Here is a 23,553-nt window from a genome sequence, read left to right on the forward strand (position 1 = left end):
GTGAATGAAGGTACATCTTCAGGTCGACGGCTCGCCGACCGCGGCGCGGGCGAGCGCCGCCGAGATCGCCGCGACCGGCGCCGACGGGCTGTTCACCTTCGAGGGCCAGCACGACGTGTTCTTCCCGCTGCTGATCGCCGCCGACGCGACCGATTGCCGGCTGATGACCAACGTGGCGATCGCGCCGCCGCGCAGCCCGCTGCACCTGGCGCACGCCGCCTACGACCTGCAGCTCTACAGCGGCGGCCGGTTCCGGCTCGGGCTGGGCTCGCAGGTGCGGGCCCACATCGAAAAGCGTTACGGCAGTAAGTGGGAGCCGCCGGCGGCGCGGATGGCCGAAACGGTCGCCGCCATCAAGGCGGTGTTCGCGGCCTGGGAAGGCCGCGAGCCCTTGAACTTTCGCGGCGAATTCTTCACCCACACCATCATGGCGCCCAACTTCAATCCTGGCCCCAACCCGTACGGGCCGCCGCCGGTGTTGCTGGGCGCGCTCGGCCCGATCATGACGCGCACGGCCGCCCAGGTCGCCGACGGGCTGCTGGTAATGCCCTTCAACAGCGCCCGCCACTTCACCGACCGCACCCTGCCCGCGGTCGAGGAGGGATTGCGCCGATCGCACCGCACGGCAGGCGAATTCCAGATCATCGCCCAGGCCATGGTGGCCGTCGGGCGCGACGAGACGCAGCTGGCCGCCGCGGTTAACGGCGTGGCGGCGCTCATCTCCTTCTACGGCTCCACCCCGGCCTACCGGCCGGTGCTGGAGGCCGAGGGCTGGGCCGAGATCCAGCCCGAGCTCAACGCGCTGTCCAAGCAGGGCCGGTTCGCCGAGATGCGCCGGCTGATCACCGACCCGATGGTCGCCCGGATCGGGGTGGTGGGGACGCCCGAGGACTGCGCGCAGCAGATCGTCGCGCGTTTCGGCGAGCGGGCCGCCGAGGTGTGCTGTTATTTCCCGGGTTACACGCCCGCCGGCGCCGACCTGGCCGACCTGATCGGCGCGCTGCACCGGGCCCCGGTCGCGCGATGAGCGCCGACCTGGTGGTCGACGTCTCCGACGGCGTCGCGGTGCTCACGCTCAACCGCCCGGAACACCTCAACGCCTACACCCCCGAGATGGGGGAGCTGCTCGGCCGCGCGTACCGCGATTGCGACGCCGACGACGAGGTCCGGGCGATCGTGGTGACCGGCGCGGGCCGGGCGTTTTGCGCGGGCGCCGACTTCGGCGGCGGCGCAACGCCTTTCGAGAGTCCCGGGGGCGACGACGGGTTCACGGCGTCGCCGATCTCGCCGGCCGCCTTCGAGCTGCGCAAGCCGGTGATCGCGGCGCTCAACGGTCACGCCGTCGGCATCGGGTTGACCATCGCGCTGCAGGCCGACATCCGGATCGTCGCGCAGGACGCCAAATACGGTGTGGTCCAGGTCCGCCGCGGGGTGATCCCCGACTGCATGGCGCACTGGACGCTGGCGCAGCTGACCAGCCTGGGCGTGGCCGCCGACATCCTGCTCACCGGGCGGACGTTCGCCGGTTCCGAGGCCGTGACGCTCGGCATCGCGAGCCGGGCGCTGCCGGCCGGGCAGGTGCTCGACCATGCGCTCGAGACCGCCCGCGACATCGCGGTCAACGTGGCCCCGATGTCGGCGGCGCTGTGTAAGCGACTGCTGTGGGACACCGCGATGCACCGCTACCCGCCGGCGCAGGTCGCGGAGCTGGAGACCCGGCTGCACCGGCGGGTGATGGGCGGTGCCGACGCCCGCGAGGGCGTCGCGGCCTTCCTCGATCGAAGGCCGCCGCGGTTCACCGCGCGGCTTTCCCGGGAGTGGACGCCGCTGCCCTAGCCGTGACCGATCAGCTTGTGGTGCAGAGCTTTTCGGAGAGCTCCCACAATTGCGCGGCGCGGCGCTCGTCGTGGGCGTAGGGTGCCGCCTCGCTGATTCGGCAGTCCTCGAGATACAGGGCGCCCGTGCCGTCCAGCTCGGGGCTGGTGGCCGCCCATACCTGGGTGGCCGCTCCGTTCTCGGGAGCGGCGAGGTCGAGCTGGCTGCCGGTGCGGGCGGCGACCACCTCGCGCAGCCGGGAGAAGTCCGCGCGCGACATGTACCGCGCCAGCGCGGTGGCCACGGTCCCGGGGTGGACGGCGTAGGCGCGGATCCCCGAGCCGCGCAGGCGGCGGTCGGCTTCGACCGCGTGCAGGATGTTCGCCGTCTTGGACGCACCGTAGGCCGCGAACTTGTCATACTCGCGCCGTTCCCAGTTGGGATCGTCGAAGTCGACGTCGCCCAGGCGGTGGCCGGCCGAGGACAGGTTGACGACGCGGGCGCCGCCGGCGGCCTGAAGTTGGCCGATCAGCAGCCGGGTAAGTTCGAAGTGCCCGAAATGGTTTGTGCCGATTTGTAATTCGAAGCCGTCGGAGGTCCTGCCGAACGGGGTGAACATGACGCCGGCGTTGTTCATCAGGACGTGCACCGCCGGCGCCAGGCTCCGAATCGTCTCCGCCGCCGCGCGCACGCCGGCCAAGGACGTGAGGTCGAGGGTCACCGTGGAGGTCAGGGCGCCGGGCACCTCGGCGGCGATCCACCGGGCGGTCTGGCTCAGCGCGTCGAGATCGCGGGCGGCCAGGATCACGTGCGCGCTCGCCGCGGCCAGCGCGCGGGCCGACTCGCGGCCCAGCCCGGACGACGCACCCGTAATCACGCACACCCGGCCGGACAGGTCGATGCCTTCGACAACCTGCAGAGCGGTCGGATGTTCGGTCATGCCGGTACACGCTGCCACACCGCCGCCCGCTCCATCAGCCGCGGCGCCACGGCGCGGTGCAGCGGGCCGACGACGGCCCAGACCGCTCGGGCGGCGACCCGGCGGCGGCAGCGCACGCGGGTGGTGAGGCCGGCGTCGCGGCGATCGCCCGCGTCGGCCCCGGCCGTGCTACGGAGCTTTGGCGAAGGCCCGTAGCGAGTCCAGCTGGCCGGGATCCAGCGACGGGCGCACGGTTGCCCGCGCCCCCGCGAGGTCGGCCGCGGTCACGTCGGTGGCGTCGATGGACCGCCGCATCGCCGAGAGCGCGGCCTCCCGCAGCACGGCCACGCAGTCGGCCGCGCTGTAGCCGTCGAGCCCCGCGGCGATCTCGTCGAGGTCGACGTCGGCGCTCAAGGGAATGGATTTTGCTGCGGTGCGCAGGATTTCGCGGCGGGCCTCGGTGTCGGGGGGTTCGATGAACACCAGCCGCTCCAGCCGTCCGGGGCGCAGCAGGGCGGGGTCGATCAGGTCCGGCCGGTTGGTGGCGCCGAGCACCACGACGTCGCGCAGCGGGTTGACGCCGTCGAGCTCGGTCAGCAGGGCGGCCACCACCCGGTCGGTCACGCCCGAGTCGAAGCTCTGCCCCCGGCGCGGCGCCAGCGCGTCCACCTCGTCGAGGAAGATCAGCGACGGGGCGGAATCGCGGGCCCGGGTGAACAGCTCGCGGACCGCCTTCTCGGAGGCGCCGACCCACTTGTCCATCAGCTCGGAGCCCTTGACCGCGTGCACGGACAGCTGGCCCGTGCTGGCCAGAGCGCGCACCACGAACGTCTTGCCGCAGCCGGGCGGCCCGTAGAGCAGCACCCCGCGCGGCGGGTCGACGCCCAGCCGGGCGAAGGTGTCGGGATGCCGCAGCGGCCACAGCACCGCCTCGGTCAGCGCCTGCTTGGCCTCGGCCATGTCGCCGACGTCGTCGAGCGTGACCCCCCCAACCTGCCAGCCGACCGTCAACTCCTGGCTGCCGGAGCGCGACAGCGGCCGGATGACTGACAGCGCGCCGACGAGGTCATCCTGGCTCAGCTGCGGCGGCCGCCCGTCGGTGCTGGCCCGAGACGCCGCCCGCAGGGTCGCCTCGCGCAGCAGCGCGGCCAGGTCGGCGACCACGAAACCCGGTGTTCGGCCGGCGATTTCGTCGAGGTCGAGATCGCCGGCGGGCACGGGTTTGAGCAGCGCCTCCAGCAGCGCCTTGCGGGTGACGGTGTCGGGCAGCGGCAGGCTCAGCTCCCGGTCGCACAGGTCGGGTGCGCGCAGCCGGGCGTCGAGCTGGTCGGGTCGCGCGGAGGTGGCGATCAGGGCGACGCCGGCGGTGGCGACCGCGGCACGCAGCTCGGCCAGTATGAGGGAGGCCACCGGTTCGGGGTCCGCCGGCAACAGCGCGTCGACGTCGGCGATCAGCAGCACCCCGCCGCCGTCGCGGACCCGCTGCGCCGCGGAGATCACGGCCTTGAGCCGCTCGTCGGCGTTCAGCGCGCCGACCTCGGGGCCGTCCAGCTCGACCAGGCGGCGTCCGTCGCACACCGCCCGCACCAGCGTCACCTTGCCCACCCCGGGCGGGCCCGACACCAGCACCCCGAGGTTGGTGGCCGCGCCCAGCGTCTGCAGCAGGTGCGGCTCGTCGAGCGCCAGCTTGAGCCATTCGGCGAGCTTGGTGGCCTGCGGCTGCGAGCCCTTGAGCTCCTCGACCAGGATCTCCGGCGTCCCGGTGCTCAGCTGTTCGTGCCGTGACGTCGCGGTGCCGGCCGGGACCCCGGTGCCCCAGGTGACCAGGGAGTTGGGCTGCACGCTGACCGGACCCTCGGGGTCGACGTAGGTGACGGTCAACAGCTCCGAGGTCCAGCTGATGCCGACCGAGGCGGCCAGCGCCCGGGTGGCCGCGGAGGTGGACGTGCCGGGCCCCAGGTCGCGGGGGAGCAGCGACACCGCGTCACCGACGGTCATCACCTTGCCCAGCAGGGCCTGACGCAACGTGACCGGCGAGATCGACTGGGTGGCCAGGGTCGAGCCGCTCAGCGTCACCGACCGCGCGCCGTAGACGGTCACGGTGCCCACGATCACCGCGGTGTCCTCCCGCAGCCCGGCGTTGGACAGCGTGACGTCGTCGAGCAGCACGGTGCCGACGGGGGTGCCCGGGTCGGCCAGCGCCGCCACGGCCGCCGTGGTGCGCGACCCGGTCAGTGACACCGCATCCCACTCGCGAATGCCAAGGGCGGCAACGGCGCTGGGGTGCAGGCGGACGACACCGCGGCGGGAGTCCGCGGCGGAGGTGTTCAGCCGGGCGGTGAGGGTGAGCTGACGGTCGCCCGCCGCGCGGCGCGACGCTGCCTGGGCGCGTCGTTCCACGCCTCGGGATGGGCGGCGAGCCAGCGCTGGTTGCGCACCGCGAAGGGGACGTGGCACAGGTAGGCGACGATGATCACCCAGATCAACAGGTAGGGGGCCAGCACTGCGGCCGCCGCGCAGATCGCCAGCAGCGCCAGCAGCGGGGCCGCCCAGTTCGGGGGCACCGCAGCGGCGTGCATCTTTCGCATCGGGATCTTGCTGATCATCAGCATCGATGTCCCGGTGATCCAAATACACAGGAACGTACTCGACGTCCACCAGCCCGCACCGAACTGCAGTTTGAGCCCGATCAGCCCGATCATCGACACGGCGCCCGCCGGTGCGGGCATGCCGACGAAGAACTCGTGGGCGTAGGAGGGTTGCGTCCCGTCGTCCTGGAGCGCGTTGTACCGCGCCAGCCGCAAGACGACGCACACCGCGTAGAGCAGCACCGCCACCCAGCCCGCCGGCGAATTCGGCAGCAGGGTCATGTAGAGCACGATCGCGGGCGTCACGCCGAAGTTGACCGCGTCGGCCAGGGAGTCGATCTCTTCGCCCATGCGCGACTGCGCGTCCAGGATGCGCGCCACCCGGCCGTCCAGGCCGTCCAGGATGGCGGCCGCCGCGATGAGCGCCATCGCGGCCTTGGGCTGGTGTTCGAGCGCGAACTTGATCGCGGTCATGCCGGCGCAGATGGACAGCACGGTCATCGCGCTGGGCAGGATCTGCAGGTTGACCGCCCGCATCCCGTGCGGCCTGCCGATCATGACAGGGTGGCCAGCACGGTCTCGCCGGCGATCGCCCGCTGGCCGACCCGCACCACCGGCTCGGCACCCGCCGGCAGGTAGGTGTCCAGCCGGGAGCCGAACCGGATCAGGCCGTAGGTGTCGCCGATCGACAGCTTGTCGCCGACCCGCGCATCGCAGATGATGCGGCGCGCCAGCAGCCCCGCGATCTGCACGACCACCACCTCGGCGCCGGTGTCGGTCCGCAACCGCAGGCTGGTGCGTTCGTTGTCGGTGCTGGCCGCGGCGAGATCGGCCGACCCGAACCGGCCGGGGCGGTGCTGCACCGCGACCACCTCGCCGCCCACCGGGGCGCGCTGAACGTGGGCGTCCAGCAGCGACAGGAAGATGCTGACCCGCGGCAGGGGCGTGTCGCCCATGCCGAGCTCGGCGGGCGGGGCGGCGGCGTCGATCACGCAGACCTCCCCGTCGGCGGGGGCGACCACGACCCCGGGCCGCACCGGCGGCACGCGCGGCGGGTGGCGGAAGAACCCCGCGCAGCCGGCCGCGGCGAGCAGCCCGGCCCGGCGCACCCACCGGTGCCGGCGTCCGGCCAGTGCCAGCCCCAGGCCGGCGGCGACGAAGGGGCGACCCGCGGGATGCACCGGTGGAACCGCGGAGCGCACCAGCTCGAGCATGTGCAGCGGGCTGAAAGCGGGGTCCTCGGCGGTGGGACCGACCGTGCGGGGGCGTCGTGCCACGCGGCCATCTTACGGAGCGATTGCCTAACTGAGGTCCCACACCGCAAGCTCGGTCCCGGCGGGCATCTCGACGACGTCCTCGGGGATCTCCAGTAGTCCGTTGGCCGAGGCCAGCCAGCGCAAATGGTGCGACGCCGGCGGGCCGTAGCTAACGACCGTGCCGGCCTCGTGGTCGAGGATCGCGCGGCGGAACTGCCGCTTGCCGCGCGGCGAGGTCAGCGACTCGGCCAGCACGGCGGGCCGGTGCGGCCGCTCGGGATCGGGCAGGCCCATGGCCCTGCGCAGGGCGGGCCGCAGGAACACCTCGAAGGACACCAGCGCGCTGACCGGGTTGCCGGGCAGGGTCACGATCGTCGTGCCGGCCACCCGCCCGAGGCCCTGCGGCATCCCGGGTTGCATGGCCACCTTCACGAATTCCACGCCCTGGCCGCCGTCGCGGCCGAAGGCGTCCTTGACCACTTCGTAGGCGCCGGCGCTCACCCCGCCACTGGTGATGATGAGGTCGGCGTCCCCCGCGTAGCGGTCGAGCAGCGAGGTGAACTGCGCGACATCGTCTTCGGCGGTGGCGACCGCCACCACCTCGGCCCCGGCCTCGCGGACCGCGGCGGCCAGCATGACCGAGTTGGACTCGTAGATCTGGCCCGGCCGCAGTGCATCGCCCGGCGCCACCAGCTCCGAGCCGGTGGACAGCACCAGCACGCGCTGGCGGGGGATCACCGTCAGCCCGGTGATGCCCAGCGCCGACGCCAGGCCCAGCACCGCCGGCGTCACCACCTGGCCGTCGCGCAGGACGGTGGTGCCCGCGGCGACGTCCTCGCCCGCCCGGCGGATGTGCCGGCCGGGCGCCGGGGCCTGCCGGATCGCCACCGACTCCCCGCCGCCGTCGGTGTCCTCGACCGGCACCACGGCCGTCGCCCCGGCCGGCATCGGCGCGCCGGTCATGATGCGGTGGGCGGTGCCCGGTTGCAGCGTCAACTCGTCGGTGCGCCCGGCCGGTATGTCCTCGGCGACCGGTAGCACCACCGGGCGCTCGGGCGTCGCGGGCGCCGCGTCCTCGGCCCGCACCGCGTAGCCGTCCATCGCGGAGTTGTCGAAAACCGGCAGCGCCAGCCCCGCGACCACGTCACCGGCCAGGGCGAGGCCGAGGGCGTCGGGCAGCCCGACCGTCACGGCCGGGCGCGCGCGGATCATCGCCGCGACGGCACGCTGGTGTTCGGCTACGGAGCGCACCCAACCATTATCGGTGCCGGGCGGACCGACGTAGAGTCCACAACGTGATTACCGGGCTGGCACACACCGGTGTGTGCGTCCCCGACTGCGAGGCCGCGGTGGCGTTCTACCGGGACGTGCTGGGTCTGCGGGTGCTCTCGGAGCCCTACGTCATGACCGGTGACGCCATCCGCGACGACATGGGCGAGCTGGTCTCGGACCCCAGCATGAAGGCGGCCATCGTCGGGTTCGGCGACGACGGCGACGGGGTGCTCGAGGTGATCGAGTATCTGGGCGCGGACGCGACCGGCCGGCCGGCGGGGCGGGCGCTGACCGATCACGGGCTGTCGCACGTCGGCCTCGTCTGTGAGGATCTCGACGCCACCCGCGCGGACCTGGAGAGCAAAGGAGTGCGCTTCCTGGTCAGCGGCATCGCCGACGTCGCGCGGGTGCGCACCACCTGGTTCGCCGACCCCTGGGGTGTGGTGTTCATCCTCGTCGAAAAGAGCCGGCCCGAGCGGCCCTACTTCGCGCAGTGGGGCTGAATGGGTAGGCGGCCCACCGTCGGCATCATCGGCGCCGGGGCCGGGGGCATCGCGATGGCCATCCAACTCGCCGACGCCGCTTACGATTTCACGATCTTCGACCGGGCCGACGGGTTCGGCGGCACCTGGCGCCACAACACCTTCCCGGGCGCGGCCTGCGACGTGCCCTCACATCTGTACTCGTATTCGTTCGCGCCGAATCCGCGGTGGAGCAAGACCTACGCCAACCAGCCCGAGATCCTGGCCTATCTCGAGCGGGTGGCCGCCGAGCACGGGCTGGGCGCCCACCTGGTGCCCCACACCGCGATCACCACCGCACGCTGGTCCGACCATGACCGGCGCTGGACGCTGACCGGCGACGACGGCCGCGAGCACCACTTCGACTTTCTGGTCAGCGCGGTCGGGATGCTCGACGTGCCCCACGTCCCCGACATTCCCGGAGCGGCTCGCTTCAAGGGACGCCAATTCCATTCCGCGCGTTGGGATCACAGCAAGTCGACCGAGGGCGAGCGGGTCGCGTCCATCGGCACGGGCGCCAGCGCGATCCAGTACGTGCCGGCGATAGCGTCAAAGACCGCGCACCTGACGGTGTTTCAGCGCACGCCGATCTGGATCGCGCCGCGATTCGACTTCCCGTTCACGCCCGAACAGCAGGAACTGTTCGAACGCGACCCGGCCACGGCGCGGCAGCTGCGGGACGAGGCCTTCGACGCCTACGAGTCGGCCAGCTTCGGCGTCGACGACGCGCAGACCCGCGAGGCCACCGAGCTGGCCCGCGGCTACCTCCTGCGCAAGGTGTCCGACCCCGAACTGCGGGCCAAGCTGATGCCGGACTACCCCGCCGGCTGCAAGCGCCCGCTGATGTCCCGCGACTGGTACCCCACCTTCGCCCTGCCCCACGTCAGCCTGGAGACCACCGCGATCACCGAGATCACCGAACGCGGACTGCGCACCGCCGACGGCGTCGAGCACCCGGTCGACACCATCATCTACGGCACCGGCTTCACGGCTTCCGACTATCTGGCCAGCATCGACGTCTACGGCACCGGCGGCCGGCGCCTCCGCGACGACTGGAGCGACGGCGCGGAGGCCTACCTGGGCACCCTTGTCACCGGATATCCGAACTTCTTCACGCTCTACGGCCCGAACACCAACGGGGTCAACTCGATCATCTACATCCACGAGGTGCAGGCCGGCTTCGTCCGCCGCATCCTCGACGCGCTGGGCGGCCGCGGGGCGCGCACGGTCGAGGTCACGCCACAGGCCCAGCGCCGCTACAACGACGAGATTCAGGCCGCGATGGTCGGCAAGGTGTGGCTGGCGTGCGACAACTACTTCCGCCATGCCAGCGGCAAGGTCGTCACCCAGCTGCCCTACAGCGGCCGGACGTTCTACGAACGAACCCGCGAACTGGCTGACGGCGACTACCGCTTCGCGCGGTGACGCGCCGCGCCGCGATGCGCGTGGGCGACGGCGTGCGGAAGCGCGGCGACCTCGCCCGCCTCATCCGCGCGATGCGCTCGGCGGCCCGAACCGGGGTGCTGATCTCCCTCTCGGCCCTCATCCGCGCCGCGGTCGCGGCACGCTTGGACGGCCTCTTCGCCTGCATCAGCCAGACCCTACGCACGCGTAGGCGGCCGGCGGGTTACTGAACCCAGAAATTGTCGTGGCGAATGAACCACTCCCGGCGCTCGCCGTCGGTCATGTCGGCCAGCGCGCCGAATGACGCCGGCGGCCTCGTAGTCCGGCGGTTCACCCTTCAGTGTGACCCGTCAGTCGAACCGGTAGACCACCCCGGTGAGCTGCTCCGAGACCTCCCATAGCCGCCGCTGCAACTCGGCGTCATGCGACTTCCGGCTGGACGCGACGAGCTTCGGGTAGCCGCGGGTTTCGGCGAACCCGTCGGGGCCGTAGTACTGGCCGCCGAGCACCCCCGGGTCGGTGGCGGCGCGCAGCGTCGGGAGCGCGCCCATGGCCGCGTCCTGCGCGATCACCGAGAAGAACACGTTGACGAGCGGCCGCAACGCCGCGGGCGTGTAGCGGCCCAGTTCCGTGTTCGACCCGCCGGGGTGGGCGGCGGCGGCGATCGTCGTGCCGTGCGGGGCGAGCCGGCGCTGCAGCTCGTAGGTGAACAGCAGGTTGGCCAGCTTGGCCTGTCCGTAGGCCGCGACCCGGTTGTAGGAGCGCTCCCACTGCAGGTCGTCGAAGTGGATGTCGGCGAGGATGCGGTGGCCCATGCTGCTCACCGTCACGACCCGCGACCCGGGGACCGGCAGCAGCCGCTCCAGCAGCAGGCCGGTGAGTGCGAAGTGGCCCAGGTGGTTGGTGCCGAACTGCATCTCAAAGCCGTCTTTGGTGGTCTCCTTCGGGGTGTACATCACGCCCGCGTTGTTGATCAGCAGGTCGATGTGGTCGTAGTCGGACTTCAGCTGATCGGCCGCGGCGCGCACGGAGTCCAGGGACGTCAGGTCAAGCTCCTGCAGCACCACGTCGGAGCCGGGGCTCGTGGCGGCAATCCGCGCGGCGGCGTCCTTGCCCTTGTCGAGATTGCGCACCGCCAGCACGACGCGTGCGCCCTTGTCGGCGAGTGCGGCGGCGGTCTCGTAGCCGAGGCCGGTGTTGGCCCCCGTGACGACGGCGACGCGGCCGGTCTGATCCGGGATGTCGGCGGCGGTCCATGCGGCCATGACGGGCTCCTCAACTTGTAGACTAAACGGGGCGATCGCTCCGGTTCATGCCACTATATGGAACGCACGCCCCGCTTTGTCAACCGATGGGTGGTGAACAGATGGGTCAGCCCGCGCGGGCCCTGCGCGCCGACGCGGCGCGCAACCGTGCGCGCGTCCTTGACGTCGCGTACGCGACCTTCGCGGCCGACGGGCTTTCGGTGCCGATCGACGAGATCGCCCGGCGCGCCGGAGTGGGCGCCGGAACGGTCTACCGCCACTTCCCGACCAAGGAGGCGCTGTTCACGGCGGTCATCGAAAATCGCATGCAGCGCCTCGTCGACGACGGCAGGGCCCTGCTGGCCTCCGAGGGGCCCGGGGCGGCGCTGTTCGCCTTCCTGCGCTCGATGGTCCTGCAGTGGGGGGCCGCCGACCGCGGCCTGGTCGACGCCCTGGCCGGCTACGGCATCGACATCGCCTGTGCCGCTCCCGACGCCGAGGACGCCTTCAAGGCCATGCTCGGCGAGTTGCTGCGCGCCGCGCAGGGGGCCGGCACCGCGCGGCCGGACGTCGAGATGCGGGACCTGAAGGCGATCCTCGTCGGATGCCAGGCGATGCAGGCCTACGACTCGGCGCTGGCCGAGCGGGCCACCGACGTCGTGATCGACGGCCTTCGCGCTGGGCGATAACGCCGGAGTCTTCTTGCACTCGGCATAGGCGAGTGCTAAGAATGACGTTGGCACTCGCGACCAGCGAGTGCTAGGTCGGGACGGTGAGGCCAGGGCCGCGACAAGCGGAAGACAACCCTGCCGTCCGTCGCGGGCACTGCACCCGGCCAGAACGTGTCATCCCCAATCCGGAGGAATCACTTCGCAATGGCCAAGACAATTGCGTACGACGAAGAGGCCCGTCGCGGCCTCGAGCGCGGGCTCAACGCCCTCGCCGACGCGGTAAAGGTGACGCTGGGCCCCAAGGGCCGCAACGTCGTCCTGGAGAAGAAGTGGGGTGCCCCCACGATCACCAACGATGGCGTGTCCATCGCCAAGGAGATCGAGCTGGAGGACCCGTACGAGAAGATCGGCGCCGAGCTGGTCAAGGAAGTTGCCAAGAAGACCGACGACGTGGCCGGTGACGGCACGACGACGGCGACCGTGCTGGCCCAGGCGCTCGTCAAGGAGGGTCTGCGGAACGTCGCGGCCGGCGCCAACCCGCTGGCGCTCAAGCGTGGCATCGAGAAGGCCGTCGAGAAGGTCACCGAGACCCTGCTGAAGTCGGCCAAGGACGTCGAGACCAAGGAGCAGATCGCCGCCACCGCCGCGATCTCCGCGGGCGACCAGTCGATCGGCGACCTGATCGCCGAGGCGATGGACAAGGTCGGCAACGAGGGCGTCATCACCGTCGAGGAGTCCAACACCTTCGGCCTGCAGCTCGAGCTCACCGAGGGCATGCGGTTCGACAAGGGCTACATCTCGGGCTACTTCGTCACCGACGCCGAGCGTCAGGAAGCGGTCCTGGAGGACCCGTTCATCCTGCTGGTCAGCTCCAAGGTGTCGACCGTCAAGGATCTGCTGCCGCTGCTGGAGAAGGTCATCCAGGCCGGCAAGCCGCTGCTGATCATCGCCGAGGACGTCGAGGGCGAGGCGTTGAGCACCCTGGTCGTCAACAAGATCCGCGGCACGTTCAAGTCGGTGGCGGTCAAGGCCCCCGGCTTCGGCGACCGCCGCAAGGCGATGCTGCAGGACATGGCGATCCTCACCGGTGGTCAGGTGATCAGCGAGGAGGTCGGCTTGTCGCTGGAGAGCGCCGACGTCGCCCTGCTCGGCAAGGCCCGCAAGGTCGTCGTCACCAAGGACGAGACCACGATCGTCGAGGGTGCCGGTGACACCGACGCCATCGCCGGACGGGTGGCCCAGATCCGCCAGGAGATCGAGAACAGCGACTCCGACTACGACCGCGAGAAGCTGCAGGAGCGCCTGGCCAAGCTGGCCGGCGGTGTTGCGGTGATCAAGGCCGGGGCGGCCACCGAGGTGGAGCTCAAGGAGCGCAAGCACCGCATCGAGGACGCGGTGCGCAACGCCAAGGCCGCCGTCGAGGAGGGCATCGTCGCCGGTGGCGGCGTGGCCCTGCTGCAAGCGGCCCCGACGCTGGACGAGCTGAAGCTCACCGGCGACGAGGCCACCGGCGCCAACATCGTCAAGGTGGCGCTGGAGGCTCCGCTGAAGCAGATCGCCTTCAACTCCGGGCTGGAGCCCGGCGTGGTGGCCGAGAAGGTCCGCAATGCGAAAGCCGGCACCGGCCTGAACGCCGCCACCGGTGAGTACGAGGACCTGCTCAAGGCCGGCGTCGCCGACCCGGTGAAGGTGACCCGTTCGGCGCTGCAGAACGCGGCGTCCATCGCGGCGCTGTTCCTGACGACGGAGGCCGTCGTCGCCGACAAGCCGGAGAAGGCGACCGCTCCCGCGGGCGACCCGACCGGTGGCATGGGCGGCATGGACTTCTAAGTCCGCAGCAGTCCCAACTACGAAAAGCCCGGTCCCCTGGTGGGGCCGGGCTTTTCGCTGTCGCGGAGTGCGCGCACACTCGGCGGGGTAGGTTCGACCGCGTGGCCCTACCGACTCCCTCACCCACCAGCACCGCCGTCGTTACCGGGGCGTCGTCGGGCATCGGCGCCGACATCGCCCGCGAGCTGGCCGATCGCGGCCACGGCGTCACGCTTGTCGCCCGCCGCGAAGACCGGCTTCGCGAACTCGCCGAGGAGCTCGGCCGCCGCGTCCGCACCGAGGTGATCGCCTGCGACGTCGCGGATCCCGGGGCCCGCGCGGGTCTCCTCGACGAGGTCGGTCGTCGCGGACTGACGGCCGACATCCTGGTCAACAACGCCGGCATCGGGACCATCGGCTCGGTGACGAAAACGGCCGTCGCCGACGAGATCGCCCAGGTGCGGGTCAACGTCGAGGCCGTCATCGACCTGACCACCCGAGCGGTCCAGCAGATGGTGCCGCGCGGACGCGGCGCGATCCTCAACGTGGGATCCACCGCGGGCTTCCACCCAATCCCGGGCCAGTCCGGCTATTCCGCCACCAAGGCGTTCGTGAACACCTACACCGAAGGAGTGCGCTCCGAGCTCGCCGGCACCGGCGTCACGGTCGCGCTGCTGTGCCCGGGGCCGGTGCGCACCGAGTTCCTGCAGAACGCAGGCATGGACGAGCGGGACTTCGCCAGCGCGTTTCCGAAGTTCATGTGGATGCCGTCGCGGGACGTGGCGCGCGTGGGCGTCGACGCGCTCGAGCACGACCGCGGAACGGTGATCGCCGGGCTGCCGAGCCGGGTGAGCACCCGGGTTTTCCAGTTCATGCCGCGGCGGCTGCTCTTGCCGCTGCTCAAGAGCCAGCACCCCGGCCTCAAACGAGACGCGGACAGGTCACCGGCCTGAGGGCCACGGCCGCATCCAGCCCTCCACCGGGAGCGCCAGCGCGTTGCACAGCGTGCAGATCGTCCGGTACCACCCGACCGCGGTAAGCAATTCGATGCGTTGCTCGTCGTCGAGGTCGCGCCCCAGCGCGCTCCAGGTCGCCTCCGACCACGAGCCGGTGCGCTCCAGTTCGTCCACCGCCTCGATCAGGGTCCGCTCGCTCGCGCTCCACCGCGGGTCGGAGGCTCCGCCGGTCACCAGCGCGTCGCACTCGTCGTCGCTGACGCCCGCGATCGGGCCCCAGAACGCCGCCTGGCCGCCCCACTCGTACTCGCAGCCCACCAGCGCGCAGGTGCGAAGAATCGCGATCGTCCGCGTCCGCGGCGGCAAAAGCGCTGCGATGTAAAGGGATTCGCCGAGCTTGCGCAGCCGGTTGGCCAGCGCCGGGTGGCGCTGCAGGCAGCGCACGAGGAGCAACGGCTCGTAGGTGCGATCCGGGTGGCCCCAGCTGTTGATGCCCTCGGCGTCCTCCGCGCTCCACGGCGGGGCCAGCGGCGCGACGCGGCTCACGCCGGCTCGCTGAATACGACGCAGTCGTGCAGGCAGCCTTTGGCTGCGCTGGGGGAGTCGGCCTCGCGGTGCAGCAGCGCCCGCGTCGGCGCCACGCCCAATCGGACGGTGTCCTCGCCGGCCTCGGTGAGTTGGGCGACCCCGTCCACGATCAGCGAGTAGCCGCCCGGCTCGCGTGGGGGCCACAGCAGGGTGACCTCGCCGCGGCGGGCCAGGTTTTGCCGGGTCCGCCCCCCGATGGCACCGACATCGACGACGGCGCGGGGGCCGTCGGGACCCTCCGGCAGCGCGCGCAGCGTCGGCTCGACCGTCACCGTGTGCGGGCGGTACCCGTCGTCGACGGTGATCAGATAGGCGAACGGGAAGTCCGGCAGAGCCGCGGCGAGCCGCTTGAGGTCCACCTTCTTCTTGGCGCGCATGGCATCGAGGATAGGCGCCCGCGCAGGCTAGACCTGCAGCGCCGGCTCCCCGGTCCCCGGGGGGGAGTCGATGAGGCTGCGCGGGCCCTTGGGGAAGAACCCGGAGTTGGGGATGCCCGGCTCGCGGACGGGCGCACGCACGCCCGTGGCCGCGCTGGCCGCGCCGGCCGCGCTCATGCTCGCGCCGCTGGCTTCGAGCCTGCCTGCGACCATGCCCGCGTCGGCGGAGTTGCCGAACTCCATGGCGCCGGTGGTTGCGGGGCTGAGCAGCGTGGTGCTCGCCACGCCGGGGTTGAGGCCGCCGGTGGTGGCGGCGGCCGAGTTCAGCAGGCCCGAGCTGAGGTTGGCCGCGCCGAGGCCGCCCGTGAGGTAGCGGCCGGAGCTCAGGGGATCGGCGCTGGCCTGTCCTGTCAGCAGGTTGTCCTGGAAGATGCCGGCGTTGGCGGTGCCGGTATTGAAGAAGCCCGCGTTGACCGACCCCGAGTTCAACAGGCCGGCGTTCGACAAACCTGCGTTCCCGATGCCGAGGTTTCCGCTGCCGGAGTTGAAAAAGCCGATGTTGTTGCTGCCCGAGTTGAACAACCCGATGTTTCCGGTGCCGGAATTGAAGCCGCCGAAGCCTATCTGATTGTTGCCGCTAAGACCGATCCCGAAGTCGTTGTTACCACTGTTGCCAAAGCCAAAGTTGTTATTGCCGAAGTTGCCAAAACCGAAGTTGTTGTTACCGGAGTTTCCCGATCCGACATTGAGGCTGCCGCTGTTTCCATACCCGACATTTGAATTGCTCACCGACGTCAGACCGAGGGGACCGAAACTGATCTGGCCGCCGTTGAAGTTGAAGCCGAGCTTCTGCATGACCTGCTGCCACGGCGCCAACTGCGAGACGGCCGTCGACGCGTCGGCGTGGTAGCCGAACATAGCCGCCACGTCGGCGGCCCACATCGCCTCGTAGGCGGCCTCGGTGTCCATGATCGCCGGGGCGTTGAGCCCGAACCAATTCGTCGACGCCAGCGCCTGCACCAGGGCGCGATTGGCCGCGACCACCGCCGGCTGCACCGTGGCCACCACCGCGGACTCGAACGCCGCCGCGATGGACGCGGCCTGGGTGGATGCGGCCTCGGCCTGAGCCGCGGCGGCACCCAGCCAGCTCACGTATCGCGTCGCGACGGTCATCATGGTCATGGCCGACGCGCCCTGCCATGAGCCGTTGACCAGATCGGACGTCACCGAGAAGAACGACGAAGCCGCGGACGTCAGATTCTCGGCCAGCCCGTCCCACGCTTCGGCCGCAGCAAGCAGCGGTGCCGCACCAGGACCGGCGTAAATTAGAGCCGAGTTGATTTCTGGCGGCAACCACGCAAAATGCGGGCTCGTCACTGACCCAACTTAACCGGGATGGGCCGCCCTTCGTGGCGTTATTGGCCAGGTAGGGGCCCAGAACGGCGACCTCGAACCAACCTGCCGGGACGGGCGTCAGTGGGCGCACCATTTTCTGCGATTATTTGTCCGGAAACGACCGTTGTCACGTATCCTTCGGCGGTTTGGTCTAAGCGTCGCCCGCCGGCGGGCAGGTCGTAACGGATCACCGGCTTGTGGACGCGCAGGGCCGCGTGGTCGATGACATTCAGGTCGGCCTTGTATCCGACGGCGATGCGGCCGCGGTCGCCCAGCCCGGCGACCCGGGCCGGAACGGAGGTCAGTTCGCGGACCGCCTCGGACACCGTGAACCGGCCTGACTTCCGGTCGCGCGCCCAGTGTGCCAGAAAGTACGTCGTGTAGCTGGCGTCGCAGATCATCCCGTAGTGCGCGCCGCCGTCACCGAGGCCGAGCACCACGTCGTCGCGGTGGAGCAGGTCGCCGACCGTGCTCAGCGAGTTGTTCGCCAGGTTGCTGGTCGCGACCAGCAGCATCGCGTGGCCGTCGTCGTCGAGCAGGCGGTCGTAGGCCTCCTCCATCGGGCTCACCCCCCGCGCGCGGGCCCGGGCCGCGATCGACGTCGACGGGTCGGGCTCGTAGTCCGGGGTATCGCCCAGCGGGAAGATCCAGTCCCACATCTGCGCGACGTACAGGATCGGGTGCCCATGGCCGGGCTTGTCGGCCAGAATGCGCGCGCGGACGTCCGGCTTGCGCATCTCGGCGACCCGCTCGGCCAGCGGCAGATGCGCGATCTCGCGGTAGCTGGGGTACAGCACGAACGGGTTGGCGGACAGTTCCAGCCCGATGATCAGCCCGATCGGGCGCGGCAGCAGCTGCGCGGTGATGTCGCCCCCGGCAGCGTTGGCCTTCTCGATCATCGTGATGGCGTCCTCCCAGGTCGGATCGCCAGAATTGGCGACGATCAGGGTGAACGTGACCGGCAGGTGCAGGTCCTCGGCGACGTCGAACACCGTCTGCAGCACCGGCTGGTAGCCGCCGGCGGGAATGTCGGGCACGAACTGCAGCAGCCCGCCGCCGCCGTCGACCACGCCCTGTGCGATCGCCTCGATCTCCTCGCGCGCGGCGTCGTAACTCGGGATGGGCGAGCCGCTCTCGGTCTTGTGGATGGTGAACCGCGACGTCGCGAAGCCCAGCGCCCCGGCCTCGATCGCCTCGGTGGCCAACGCGCGCATTGTCGCCAGGTCGTCGGCGGTAGCGGGTTCCCGGTCCGCGCCGCGCCGGCCCATCACGTACACCCGCAGCGGCGAGTGCGGCAGATACGCGGCCACGTCGATGTCACGCCGCCGCGAGTCCAGGGCGTCGAGGTATTCGGGGAAGGTCTCCCAGGTCCACGGCAGCCCGTCGGTCATCACGACGCCGGGAATGTCCTCGACGCCGGCCATCACGTCCACGAGGACGGCGTGGTCTTCCTGCCGGCACGGCGCGAAGCCGACCCCGCAGTTGCCCATGACGACGGTGGTGACGCCGTTCGCCGACGACGGCGTCAGGCGATCCGACCAGATGGCCTGACCGTCGTAATGGGTGTGCAGGTCGACGAATCCCGGGGTCACCAGCAGCCCCGTCGCGTCGATCTCGCGCACCGCCGAGGAGCCGTTGACCGACCCCACCGCCGCGATGACGCCGTCGGCTACCGCCACGTCGCCGACGTACGGCTCGCCCCCCAGCCCGTCGACGATCGTGCCATTGCGGATGAGCAGGTCGTAGGTCATCTAAATAATCTCCTACTATAACTGTCTTACCAGGTCAAACACATTCGACGTGTCCGAGACTTCTGCGAAAGTGTCATAAGTGAACTGCGGAAATGGGTTTATACGTGTCCAATGGACACAGCACCCGTGTCCATCATCGGCGCTCACCATCAAAGCCTAACCCCGCGCACGTACCACCAGTCCTCAACCGTGGAACGCAACCCCGCAGGAAACCACTCGGTAAGTGGCTCAGTGTCCAGCGGCGCACTTGGCAAGCGCTCAGCGAGGAGCGGCGGCGGCGACTCCAGCAGCTGCCAGGCTGGACTCTAGACGCCCGTGGCCGATGGCGGGAGGAAGGCTTCAATCACCTTCAGCGGTATGTGGAGGCAAACGGGAACGCGAGGTTCCTCAGAGCGGCGTGGTCGACGGGTTCGTTCAACCTCGGCTTGTAGGTGGCTAAGGATGACCAAGTCGGAGAACCGCACAAATTAGCGCGGTTACCGTGAACGGTAGCGCCTGGGTGCAATATGTAATTTGGAGTAATATTCCGGGCTCAAGGTCTGTTCTCTACCGTTGCCAGGCCGAGGCCTTGAGCGGCCCGGCGCCGCACGAGTGTCAATCCGTTGTGCTGACGCCGTCGAATCGGCTGGGTTGTAAGCGTGGTCCTAGTTCGGCCAGCTGCTGTTGAGAATGATCCCGACGAAGTCGTCACGGACGAACGATTCGTCGAAGTGTTGCAGCACATCGGCATTGACTGTCCCGAATGTGCTGCGGGGTCGATGCTTCATGCCATCGGTGAACGCCCGCAGGATCTGATTCTTGAAATCGGGCCGAGGATGTGCAGCCGTGACCGCCCGAAATGCTGCTGCGGATAGATCGTCACGGCCTATGCCCAACACGTCAATCTCGACACCCGCTGTGACAAGAGCTATTTCGGGTTCCAGGAACTCGGGCACGCCCGGCGTCGTATGCAGCGCAATGGAAAGCCATACGGTACGCGCGGCGGCTTCATCAACGCCGCGCTCCAGCAGGAATTTCCGCGCCGCGTCGGCGCCGTCGACCTCGAACCGACGCATCGACGTCCGGTAGCTTTCGGTGAGACCAATGTCGTGAAACATCGCGCCGGCATAAAGCAATTCGGGGTCTGCCCGCAGACCACGCCGCTGCCCTTGTAGGGCACCGAAGAAGAACACTCGGCGGGAGTGGTTGAACAACAGCTCGTCTTCGGTGTCGCGGATGTACTCGGTGATGTCACGCACGAGCGGGGTGTCGGGGACGGCGATGCCAGCGACCTGTTGGGCGGATGCGGCGGTCATGGTGGATCCTTTCGTTTTGCCTACGGTCAATGCAACACCGTCGGTCAATTGCTGGGTGTCTGCTATGCCATCTTTCCCACAGAAATGCCATGATCACGGCACGCCCGCCGCCGGCGCGATGCGCCGCGTTGTCGTGATCCTCGTGTTCGAAGGCGTGAAGTTGTTGGACGCGGCCGGACCGGCGGAGGCGTTCTCGGAGGCCACCGAACTGAACACCACCCCCGGCTCTCTTTGTCGAACCTTGTTGTGCCCTTAGATATTCGGCGCTGTTCAGCGTTGTTTCAGAAGACGTCGAACTTGATGAGCCAATACCGCAGCGCACGGCGCTCTTCCGTCGGCGGAAACGCTACATGCGCAGCCGCTGGCGTAGGTGCTTCATCGCGGCCGGTTAGTCGGCGCCGGCAGTCCCGGCAGTGATGCAGCGAGGCCTTCGCGGAGCCCTCGGTCTATTGCCTGCCGAGCCGGGCCTTCGGTCGGTGCCGGTTGGCAGTCACAATGCAGGCCACTGAACGGGCTGGTGTCCGTCGTGTTTGCATCGGCGATCGCCGGTGCTGCTCCCATAACCCACGAGCCGAGAACGATAGCTCCGCTGATTAGCGTTTTGGTGATCAGATTCGTGATTGACATTATGACTCTCCTTTTATTTCCTGGTGAATCTTCTGAGAAGGGTTGAGCACTGCCCATCTGGGCAAAGGCGACCCACACTGTGATTCATGCTTGTGATGGTTTGCCGTCCCGCGCACGGCCTGGCACAGCCAGCGTGTGTCAGAGGTGTTGTCGTGCAACACCCACCCCGAGTAGAGCGGGCCGAGGTTGCCACCGTCTCAGGCTTTAGCGCTTTCCGACTTCACCATCCACGCCTGCTTCTCCAAATCGGCAATGATCGAGTGGAGTAGATCGGCGGTCGACGGGTCGGCGGCGTCGACGTCATCGTGGACCGCCCGCACAGTGTCCACTGTGGCGTAGAGCAGCGTAGTGATCGCATCGACGACTTCGATGGTGCTAAGCAGACCCGGTGCGATGGTAGGGACGGACGTGGTCGCTGCCACCGTGTCGGAGCGTCCATCGGGAATCGCGTCAAGGGCCCGCATGCGTTCAGCGATCGTGTCTGCGGCTTCGCGCGCGATGTCGACGATTTCGTCGAGCTGTAGGTGCAGGTCTCGGAAGTTGGTCCCCACCAGGTTCCAGTGCGCTTGCTTGCCCTGCAGGTGCAATTCGATCAAGTCAACGAGTACTTTCTGCAGGCTCCGCGCCAAGCGGTCCGATGCTCGGAAAGTCTGCACCTCGTCGGCGTCACGACGGTGGTTCGGCAGCAAGGTTGTCATGGCTGCTTCCTTTCGGTGATGTAACCCGGTGCGCGTCTCGCGCGTCCCGGGATTAGTTGCTTGCGTGAGCAAGTTTATAGTTGCTTGCGCGCTCAAGCAATGTGAAAGAAGACACAAACCGTATAGTTGCTCGCGCGAACATGCACTGCGTATCTTTGGCTCATGGCGGCTAGCAAGGCGGGGAAGAAGCCGTCGTCCACGATGGCGGACGGGGGCACCCCGATTAACGTGGGCGAGTTCAAGGTGATTCGCGCGCTTCACCCTGCGTTTGTGGCCATGATGAGGCGGATCGATACCGACCTGCAACGCGAGCATCACATGTCGCACGCGGAATATATCGCGCTGATGTTCTTATCCGAGGCGCCCAACCGCACCTTGGGGCTAAGCGAATTGGCGCGCCGCTGCCAGCAATCGTTGAGCGCGATCAGTCGCACAGTCGGTCGGATGGAGGCTCAAGGTTTGGTCCGGCGCGAGCAGTCAGACCAAGACGCGCGGGCTTACAACGCCACCCTCACCGATGCCGGGCTCACCCGGCTGCAGCAAGCCACTCCCGGCCACGTCGCCAGCCTGCGCCGCCATCTATTCGACCACCTCGACGGCGTTGACCTCGACGCGCTTGCTGATGCATTCGAACGCATCGCGGTCGCTGCCAGCGGCGACGCTCATGTGGTGCCCGGTCGCCCATCCTCAGACACGCCGATAGGGAAGCTCATCAGCAATTGAGGACACCAGCAAGTTGCGCGAATAATCGTCACGACGCAGCTTCATCTGGGAAACGCTTGCTGGGTTTGGGTGCAATGGACGCCATGACCAGGGACGATACCGCGGTTCCCGTGTCCAGTGATGCGTCCAGTTCTCCTGCACCGCTGGTCAGACGGCATCGAAGTACTCCTAAACGATCTACGACCGCGCCGGTGGCCATGCCAGGCCCCCGCGCCCCCCGTAGTGTCGGATTTATGCCCAACCCCGACGACAGCGTCCGGGAACTGCTCCGGGACGCCTTCACCCGCTTGATCGAACACGTCGACGACCTCACCGACGGGCTGACCGAGGAGGTGTCCCGCTACCGGCCGACCCCGGACGCCAACAGCATCGCGTGGTTGCTGTGGCACAGCGCGCGGGTGCAGGACATCCAGCTCGCCGACGTGGCCGGCGTCGAACAGGTGTGGTCCCGCGACGGGTGGGTCGACCGGTTCGGCCTGGACCTGCCGCGCAACGACACCGGCTACGGGCACGGGCCCGGCGAGGTCGCCAAGGTGTACGCGCCCGCCGAACTGCTCTCCGGCTACTACCACGCCGTGCACAAGCTCACCCTCGAGTACGTCGCCGGGGTCACCGCCGACGAGCTGGCCCGCGTCGTCGACACCAACTGGGACCCGCCGGTGACAGCGAGCGCGCGGCTGGTCAGCATCATCGACGACTGCGCCCAGCACCTCGGGCAGGCCGCTTACCTGCGGGGGATTCAGTAGAGTCGGCGCCCGTGCGATTCGCGCTCACGGTGCTGCTGTGGCTGGCCACCACGGTCGCCGTGGCGGTGGCGGTCCCGGGGGTGTGGATCCAGCTGCACGTCGTCGACGCCGACGGCTACGTCGCGCTGGCCCGCTCGGCGGCCGGCGACCCGGCCGTGCAATCCGCGATGGCTTCGGAGCTCACCACCCGGGCGATGGCGCTCATCGCCGCGCGCGGCGGAGGCCGCTACGCGGTCGACGGAGCCCAGGTGCACGAGGCGGCCGCCGCGTTCACCGCCGGCCCGGAGTTCCCGCCGCTGTTCGCCCGGGTCAACCAGGCGGCGCATGGCTGGCTGTTCGACCCCCCGGGGCGCGACGGCGGGCAGTGGGCCGTCGACGTGGCCCCGATGCTGCGGAACGGCGCCATCGCGGCCCTGCTCAGCCGCCACAACGTCACGGTGCCCGCCACGCTCACGGTCCCGATCACCGAGTCGATGCCCCGGTCGTTGCGGCAGGGGCAGCTGAGCCGGCTCACGACGTGGGGACCCGGGGCGGCCTTCGGTGCGGCGGCCCTGGGCATCTGTTGTGCCGTGCTGACGCTGGCCGCCGCGCGCCGCCGCGGGAAAGCGCTGAGCGCGCTGGGCATCTCGGCGCTGCTCGTCGGCGCGCTCGGATACGGCGGGATCGAGATGGGCCGCCAGCACCTCAACGAGGCGCTGAACCGCACCACCGGCCCCGTCCGGGACATCGCCGACGCGCTGGTCGTCCGCGCCGAATCCGGGCTGCACCAGTGGCTTAACCTGACGCTGCTCGCCGGGGCCGCCCTGGCCGGGCTCGGCGTCCTCGTCGCGATAACGGGCGCGCTGCTGAAGAAGGGCTAGCCGAATGGCGGCGACCCGCCGCGCCCGGCTTCGCCGCG

General features: G+C 69.5%; 24 protein-coding genes and 2 pseudogenes. 13 read left to right on the forward strand and 13 right to left on the reverse strand.

Annotation, left to right across the window (positions count from 1 at the left end; genetic code table 11):
• Window positions 1–4: 4 nt before the first annotated feature.
• Window positions 5–1,027: a TIGR03617 family F420-dependent LLM class oxidoreductase gene (locus tag BN971_RS14695; RefSeq protein WP_085179412.1), complete on the forward strand. Its 1,023-nt coding sequence runs from the start codon at window positions 5–7 to the stop codon at window positions 1,025–1,027.
• Window positions 1,024–1,836: an enoyl-CoA hydratase-related protein gene (locus BN971_RS14700; RefSeq protein WP_085179411.1), complete on the forward strand. Its 813-nt coding sequence runs from the start codon at window positions 1,024–1,026 to the stop codon at window positions 1,834–1,836. Before BN971_RS14695 ends, BN971_RS14700 begins: the two co-directional genes overlap by 4 nt.
• A gap of 10 nt (window positions 1,837–1,846) precedes the next feature.
• Here the strand turns inward: BN971_RS14700 and BN971_RS14705 are convergent, their stop codons facing one another.
• The 5 genes and pseudogenes from BN971_RS14705 to moeA all read right to left on the reverse strand — a co-directional run bounded on the left by BN971_RS14705 (window position 1,847) and on the right by moeA (window position 7,829).
• On the reverse strand, window positions 1,847–2,755 hold the full coding sequence (locus BN971_RS14705) for an SDR family NAD(P)-dependent oxidoreductase (RefSeq protein ID WP_085179410.1): 909 nt from the start codon (window positions 2,753–2,755) through the stop codon (window positions 1,847–1,849).
• 168 nt (window positions 2,756–2,923) lie between these two features.
• Entirely contained in the window at window positions 2,924–5,065 is a 2,142-nt protein-coding gene (locus tag BN971_RS14710; protein WP_249262743.1) for an AAA family ATPase, read from the reverse strand.
• A pseudogene (pssA, locus tag BN971_RS14715) lies at window positions 5,064–5,880 on the reverse strand (CDP-diacylglycerol--serine O-phosphatidyltransferase); the annotation flags it as partial. The pseudogene pssA and the gene BN971_RS14710, both read right to left, overlap by 2 nt.
• Entirely contained in the window at window positions 5,877–6,599 is a 723-nt protein-coding gene (locus tag BN971_RS14720; RefSeq protein WP_085179407.1) for a phosphatidylserine decarboxylase, read from the reverse strand. The pseudogene pssA and the gene BN971_RS14720, both read right to left, overlap by 4 nt.
• 24 nt (window positions 6,600–6,623) lie before the next feature.
• Complete coding sequence (moeA, locus tag BN971_RS14725) at window positions 6,624–7,829, reverse strand: molybdopterin molybdotransferase MoeA (RefSeq protein ID WP_085179406.1); 1,206 nt, start codon at window positions 7,827–7,829, stop codon at window positions 6,624–6,626.
• Window positions 7,830–7,873: 44 nt separating this feature from the next.
• Between moeA and BN971_RS14730 the strand changes: the two genes are divergently transcribed.
• The 3 genes from BN971_RS14730 to BN971_RS25090 are packed head-to-tail and all read left to right on the forward strand — an operon-like array spanning window position 7,874 to window position 10,005.
• Window positions 7,874–8,353, forward strand: coding sequence for a VOC family protein (locus BN971_RS14730; protein ID WP_085179405.1), 480 nt, complete (start codon window positions 7,874–7,876; stop codon window positions 8,351–8,353).
• A complete protein-coding gene (locus tag BN971_RS14735) occupies window positions 8,354–9,796 on the forward strand; it encodes a flavin-containing monooxygenase (RefSeq protein ID WP_085179404.1) in 1,443 nt (480 codons plus the stop codon).
• The gene (locus BN971_RS25090) at window positions 9,793–10,005 is read left to right on the forward strand and encodes a hypothetical protein (protein ID WP_085179403.1); all 213 of its coding nucleotides are present in this window, start codon (window positions 9,793–9,795) and stop codon (window positions 10,003–10,005) included. Before BN971_RS14735 ends, BN971_RS25090 begins: the two co-directional genes overlap by 4 nt.
• Here the strand turns inward: BN971_RS25090 and BN971_RS24675 are convergent.
• Both BN971_RS24675 and BN971_RS14745 read right to left on the reverse strand, forming a co-directional pair.
• Window positions 9,999–10,076 (reverse strand): annotated as a pseudogene (locus BN971_RS24675) (cupin domain-containing protein); the annotation flags it as partial. The gene BN971_RS25090 and the pseudogene BN971_RS24675 overlap by 7 nt on opposite strands.
• Window positions 10,077–10,125: 49 nt before the next feature.
• Window positions 10,126–11,040: an SDR family NAD(P)-dependent oxidoreductase gene (locus BN971_RS14745; protein WP_085179402.1), complete on the reverse strand. Its 915-nt coding sequence runs from the start codon at window positions 11,038–11,040 to the stop codon at window positions 10,126–10,128.
• A 101-nt stretch (window positions 11,041–11,141) separates the two neighbouring features.
• Between BN971_RS14745 and BN971_RS14750 the strand changes: the two genes are divergently transcribed.
• From BN971_RS14750 to BN971_RS14760, 3 genes are all read left to right on the forward strand, one after another.
• Complete coding sequence (locus BN971_RS14750) at window positions 11,142–11,708, forward strand: TetR/AcrR family transcriptional regulator (RefSeq protein WP_085179401.1); 567 nt, start codon at window positions 11,142–11,144, stop codon at window positions 11,706–11,708.
• A 186-nt stretch (window positions 11,709–11,894) separates the two neighbouring features.
• Window positions 11,895–13,520 (forward strand): chaperonin GroEL, encoded by a 1,626-nt coding sequence (gene groL / locus BN971_RS14755; RefSeq protein WP_085179400.1) that lies wholly within the window; start codon window positions 11,895–11,897, stop codon window positions 13,518–13,520.
• Window positions 13,521–13,621: 101 nt separating this feature from the next.
• Window positions 13,622–14,452 (forward strand): SDR family NAD(P)-dependent oxidoreductase, encoded by an 831-nt coding sequence (locus BN971_RS14760; protein ID WP_085179399.1) that lies wholly within the window; start codon window positions 13,622–13,624, stop codon window positions 14,450–14,452.
• On the opposite strand, the gene BN971_RS14765 is transcribed toward BN971_RS14760, so the two are convergent.
• From BN971_RS14765 to BN971_RS14780, 4 genes are read right to left on the reverse strand one after another with little or no spacing between them, the layout of a single operon-like run.
• Window positions 14,441–15,001, reverse strand: coding sequence for a carboxymuconolactone decarboxylase family protein (locus tag BN971_RS14765; RefSeq protein ID WP_085179398.1), 561 nt, complete (start codon window positions 14,999–15,001; stop codon window positions 14,441–14,443). The genes BN971_RS14760 and BN971_RS14765 overlap by 12 nt on opposite strands.
• Window positions 14,998–15,420: a pyridoxamine 5'-phosphate oxidase family protein gene (locus BN971_RS14770; protein ID WP_085179397.1), complete on the reverse strand. Its 423-nt coding sequence runs from the start codon at window positions 15,418–15,420 to the stop codon at window positions 14,998–15,000. The genes BN971_RS14765 and BN971_RS14770 overlap by 4 nt, the downstream gene beginning before the upstream one ends.
• A 27-nt stretch (window positions 15,421–15,447) precedes the next feature.
• Entirely contained in the window at window positions 15,448–16,797 is a 1,350-nt protein-coding gene (locus BN971_RS14775; protein WP_090350249.1) for a PPE family protein, read from the reverse strand.
• A gap of 38 nt (window positions 16,798–16,835) precedes the next feature.
• On the reverse strand, window positions 16,836–18,566 hold the full coding sequence (locus BN971_RS14780) for an N-acyl-D-amino-acid deacylase family protein (protein ID WP_085179395.1): 1,731 nt from the start codon (window positions 18,564–18,566) through the stop codon (window positions 16,836–16,838).
• Between the two features lie 92 nt (window positions 18,567–18,658).
• On the opposite strand from BN971_RS14780, the gene BN971_RS26690 reads away from it, so the two are divergent.
• Entirely contained in the window at window positions 18,659–18,997 is a 339-nt protein-coding gene (locus BN971_RS26690) for a helicase associated domain-containing protein (protein ID WP_372512099.1), read from the forward strand.
• Window positions 18,998–19,210: 213 nt separating this feature from the next.
• Here BN971_RS26690 and BN971_RS14785 read toward each other — a convergent pair whose 3' ends face one another.
• On the reverse strand, window positions 19,211–19,861 hold the full coding sequence (locus BN971_RS14785) for an HD domain-containing protein (protein ID WP_085179394.1): 651 nt from the start codon (window positions 19,859–19,861) through the stop codon (window positions 19,211–19,213).
• Between BN971_RS14785 and BN971_RS24685 the strand changes: the two genes are divergently transcribed.
• Window positions 19,860–20,117 (forward strand): hypothetical protein, encoded by a 258-nt coding sequence (locus BN971_RS24685; protein WP_139027111.1) that lies wholly within the window; start codon window positions 19,860–19,862, stop codon window positions 20,115–20,117. The two genes, BN971_RS14785 and BN971_RS24685, sit on opposite strands and share 2 nt — an antisense overlap.
• Before the next feature lie 568 nt (window positions 20,118–20,685).
• Here the strand turns inward: BN971_RS24685 and BN971_RS14790 are convergent.
• Window positions 20,686–21,186, reverse strand: coding sequence for a Dps family protein (locus BN971_RS14790; RefSeq protein WP_085179393.1), 501 nt, complete (start codon window positions 21,184–21,186; stop codon window positions 20,686–20,688).
• Window positions 21,187–21,348: 162 nt separating this feature from the next.
• Here BN971_RS14790 and BN971_RS14795 point away from each other — a divergent pair, with 162 nt between their 5' ends.
• The 3 genes from BN971_RS14795 (at window position 21,349) to BN971_RS14805 (ending at window position 23,515) form a co-directional block, all read left to right on the forward strand.
• Entirely contained in the window at window positions 21,349–21,909 is a 561-nt protein-coding gene (locus BN971_RS14795) for a MarR family winged helix-turn-helix transcriptional regulator (protein WP_245836510.1), read from the forward strand.
• A gap of 233 nt (window positions 21,910–22,142) precedes the next feature.
• Complete coding sequence (locus BN971_RS14800) at window positions 22,143–22,655, forward strand: mycothiol transferase (RefSeq protein WP_085179392.1); 513 nt, start codon at window positions 22,143–22,145, stop codon at window positions 22,653–22,655.
• A gap of 11 nt (window positions 22,656–22,666) precedes the next feature.
• A complete protein-coding gene (locus tag BN971_RS14805) occupies window positions 22,667–23,515 on the forward strand; it encodes a hypothetical protein (RefSeq protein WP_085179391.1) in 849 nt (282 codons plus the stop codon).
• The last annotated feature ends 38 nt before the right edge of the window (window positions 23,516–23,553 follow it).

The sequence above is a fragment of the Mycobacterium bohemicum DSM 44277 genome (assembly GCF_001053185.1).
GTDB classification, from domain to species: Bacteria; Actinomycetota; Actinomycetes; order Mycobacteriales; family Mycobacteriaceae; genus Mycobacterium; species Mycobacterium bohemicum.